Origin of the sequence: Haloferax sp. Atlit-12N (assembly GCF_003383095.1) — an archaeon.
Taxonomy (GTDB): Archaea; Halobacteriota; Halobacteria; order Halobacteriales; family Haloferacaceae; genus Haloferax.
The window spans coordinates 1-3716 of the sequence record NZ_PSYW01000013.1 but is presented as its reverse complement, the minus strand read 5'-3'; the positions used below and the strand labels follow the sequence as shown (position 1 = coordinate 3716).

The following is a 3716-nucleotide window of genomic DNA, read 5'->3' as shown; positions in this document are numbered from 1 at the left end:
GAGGTCCATGGATGCTTCTTCGAGCGTCTGGTCGAAATTGACTACCGTCGGGATGATAATTAGTGCGGCGAAGGGAACCGTTCGGACGACGTGAGCGATCACCACCGTCCCGTACCCGGCGTCAATGTTTACGTTTCCGAAGAACAGCGTCATGGCAATTCCCGTTACGACGAGCGGGACCACGATCGGAAGCGTGAGGAACATCTGGAAGAGACCCTTGCCAGGGAAATCGTACCGCGAAATCCCGTAGGCGGCGAGAATCGAGACGAAGACGGTGATCGGTGTTGCGACGAGACTCACCTTCAGCGAAGTCAGGATGGCGTTTATCGCTTTCGTGTTGCTGAAGAACTCGACATACCACTTCAGCGTGTATGACTCGGGCGGGAATGAGAGCACGCCGCTGCCCGCAAAGGACATCAGCACGACGACTCCAATCGGGACCCAAATAAGAGCCAGTATGAGGACCATCAAGCCACGCGCCATCGTCTTCCCATGTCTGTGTGCGATCCGTTCAATGACGCCCAGAATTGTCACTCCAGATCACCTCCGCTTCTCGTGATTTGCCCACCGGCACCGTACCACGCTCCGAGCACGATGAGCGTAACGACAACAGCGGTGACAACCATACCGAGAGCCGATCCAAACGGCCAGTTGAACGCCGAGGTGAACTGCTGTTCAATCACCATCCCGATCATGAGGACGTTCGTACCGCCGAGAAGCGCTGGGGTGATGAACGAACCGAACGACGGGATGGCAACCAAGACGATACCCGCGATGACGCCGTCTTTCGTGATTGGAAGTGTTACCCTGAAGAACGTCTTGATCGGACCTGCCCCGAGGTCCTTCGAGGCGTCGATGAGGCTATCGTCCATGTTTGTCAACGAGGCGTAAAACGGGAAGGTGGCCAGCGGAAGCCACACGTACGAGAGCCCCGCGAGCACCGCTGGGTGTGTGTACATGATCCCGCCTGTTTCGCCTGTCAGCCCCAATGCGAGCATCACGGTATCGAGGACGCCTCCCTTCTGGAAGATGTTGATCAGCGCATACATCCGGACGATGTAGTTGGTCCAGAACGGCAAGATGATCAACATGAGGATAAGCGTCGTCCGCTTCGAGAACCGGGCGATACTGTACGCAAGGATGTAGCCTAGAACTACCACAATAGCGGTCGACTCCGCGGTCAGAACTGCCGTCCGCCAGAGGATGTTCACGTACAGATCCCCAGTGAAGATGCGGATATAGTGGTCCAGAGATAACGCCGACGGAGGCATCTCTTCCAGTAGTGACATCCACAGCATTGAGAGGAGTGGAAGCGCGAAAAACGCCACCAACACGCCCACCGGTACACCGATGAAAAGCCCCAATCGAAGCCATCGGTTCTCCCGGAAGTATTCGATTCCCGATGCAATGGCTTCGCGACTGGAGACAGCGTTGCTCATACGTGAGAGACCCCACGCTGTTCCTGCTGTTCCTCGTCGCACTCGAAGAGGTAGACGTCATCAGGGCTCCACGCGACCGTCACCGAGTCGCCTAGGTCGTAGCTGCTGTCTGCAGTGTTGGCTGTGAATGAGCCGTACTCGGTCTCGATCGTGTATATGGTCTCCTCACCAGAGTACCCACGGTTGCGGACCGTTCCTGCCACGGAGAATCGGTCTCCGTCGGCGGACTCGGCGACTGAGAGGCGCTTTGGACGTACGCCGAGATAGATTTCGCTTCCGGGCTCAAGTGAGACGGAGCCGGTTCGTTGCTCAGACGCGTTCGGAACTTTGAGCGACGCTTGATCGGTTTCAATAGTCGCAGTAGTTCCGTTACTGTCGATGACAGTCCCCGGCTGGAGGTTGACGTCACCGATGAAATCCGCCACGAACTTCGAGGCGGGCGCGTCGTAGATTTCTTCGACCGTGCCAAGTTGCTCCATCTCCCCGTCGTTGAGTACGAGCATGCGGTCCGAGACTGCCATTGCAACCTCTTGGTCGTGCGTCACGTAGAGGAACGTAATCCCGGTTTCCTCTTGAATCCGCTGTAGCTCGAACTGCATGTGCTGTCGCAGTTTGCGGTCCAACGAAGCGAGCGGTTCGTCAAAGAGCACGATCTGTGGCTCGTTGACAATCGCGCGTGCGAGCGCAACCCGCTGTTGCTCGCCACCGCTGAGTTGGTCGATGCTTCGGTCCTCGTATCCGCTCAATTCGACTACGTCAAGCATCTCGGAAATCCGCTCTTTCCGTTCAGACTTTGGGATTCCGTCCTCCTCTAGGCCGTACCCAATGTTTTCTGCGACCGTGAGGTGCGGAAACAGCGCGAGACCCTGAAACACCATGTTCACGTCCCGGTTAAATGGTGGAACGTCGTTCACCGGGGTTCCCTGGATCGCGATTTCCCCGGACGTCGGAGTTTCAAACCCTGCCACCATCCGAAGGATCGTTGATTTTCCCGACCCGGATGGACCGAGAATGGAGACAAACTCGCCATCTTCGACTTGGAAGTTGACGTTGTCTACGGCGACGAGGCTACCGAACTCTTTCCGTAGGTTAGAGACCGTCAGTATTGACATTGTTGTGGAATGTATATTCTTAGGCTGCTTTGACCTTAGTCCAGATCTCGTCGAACTTCTTCCGGAGATCATCCGAAAGGGGCTGGATGAACGTTGCCGAGTCGGACATCTTCTGCGGCCAACTTAGGAAGTCGATCTTTTCATCCGAGAGGTCGAGATAGTCACCGATGTTTTTGATCGGTGGGAGATATCCCATGGTAGTCACCTTCTCCGCGGCATTTTCCGGTTTACTACCCATGTCAGTCCACGCAACGGCCGCCTTCGGGTTTGGAGCTCCCTTCGGGATGACAAAGGTATCGTACGTGTACATGAACCCTTCCTTCGTGTTGGACATGTCTATGGGAATTTCCTTCTGGAAGCGTCCATTGTAGGTCCGGCCGTCGGTGTACACGGTCGCAACGATTTGCTCGTTCTCGAACATCTGTTGGACCGTCGACTGGTCCTTCCAGTACGTGACGTTCAGGTCTTTCTGTTGGATTAGCGCTTCCTCGATTTCTTTGAAGTCATCGGGGTTGTTCGGGTCCTGACCCGTGTAGAGTGCCGCGACGCGGCAGGCGACTTCACCCCAGTCCTGCATGCTCACCTTTCCTTTGAGGTCCGATTGCCAGAGAACATCCCACGAACCGGGGTCTTCGTCGAAGTAGTCGGTACTGTAGGTAAGCGGGTGTGCTACTTGCGCCTCTGGGATGGCGTAGACCATCTCGTCGCGTTGGTAGTACTCCTCGGCATCAGACTTCGCTAGCTCATTCAGCGCCGACCACCCGTCCATCTGGTCGACTGGAAGGGCGTGGAGGAAGTCGTTGTCCATCGACCGGACGACCCACGCGCTCGTGGCTGAGATACTGTCGATTTCATCATTTCCGGCTTCGAGTTTCGTGTACCACTTGCTGGGGTTCGAGTAGGCCGCAGTCGTCACCGACGTGTTGTACTGCTCCTTGAACTCCTTAACCGCCCAGTTCACCCATCCGTCGTACCAGTTCCACACGTTGAGGCTTTGTTCCAACTCCTCCGGTGGAATTCACGCCATATCCACTGGTTTCGTGGATTGATTCTCGTCGCCACCTCCGCCTCCGCCGAGACAGCCGGCGAGGGAAGCAGCACCACCGGTGAGACTATACTTGACGAGCTCTCGTCTACTTAGACCCATGGTATCTATCCTCACATC

4 protein-coding genes are annotated in these 3716 nt (G+C 56.1%); all 4 read right to left on the bottom strand.

Annotated elements, in window-relative coordinates; all coding sequences use genetic code 11:
- Positions 1 to 534 (bottom strand): ABC transporter permease (locus C5B90_RS19550; protein WP_394337555.1); only part of this gene is annotated, 534 nt, incomplete at its 3' end.
- Positions 531 to 1439: an ABC transporter permease gene (locus tag C5B90_RS19545; RefSeq protein WP_115883593.1), complete on the bottom strand. Its 909-nt coding sequence runs from the start codon at positions 1437 to 1439 to the stop codon at positions 531 to 533. The genes C5B90_RS19545 and C5B90_RS19550, both read right to left, overlap by 4 nt.
- Entirely contained in the window at positions 1436 to 2551 is a 1116-nt protein-coding gene (locus tag C5B90_RS19540; RefSeq protein WP_115883592.1) for an ABC transporter ATP-binding protein, read from the bottom strand. Before C5B90_RS19540 ends, C5B90_RS19545 begins: the two co-directional genes overlap by 4 nt.
- Positions 2552 to 2570: 19 nt before the next feature.
- The gene (locus tag C5B90_RS19535) at positions 2571 to 3554 is read right to left on the bottom strand and encodes a PotD/PotF family extracellular solute-binding protein (RefSeq protein WP_158547247.1); all 984 of its coding nucleotides are present in this window, start codon (positions 3552 to 3554) and stop codon (positions 2571 to 2573) included.
- Between the last annotated feature and the right edge of the window lie 162 nt (positions 3555 to 3716).

What these genes read in the sequence shown, in the direction of transcription:
- C5B90_RS19540 (WP_115883592.1), bottom strand. Translation starts at nt 2,551, where the DNA reads ATGTCAATACTGACGGTCTCTAACCTACGGAAAGAGTTCGGTAGCCTC.
- C5B90_RS19545 (WP_115883593.1), bottom strand. Translation starts at nt 1,439, where the DNA reads ATGAGCAACGCTGTCTCCAGTCGCGAAGCCATTGCATCGGGAATCGAA.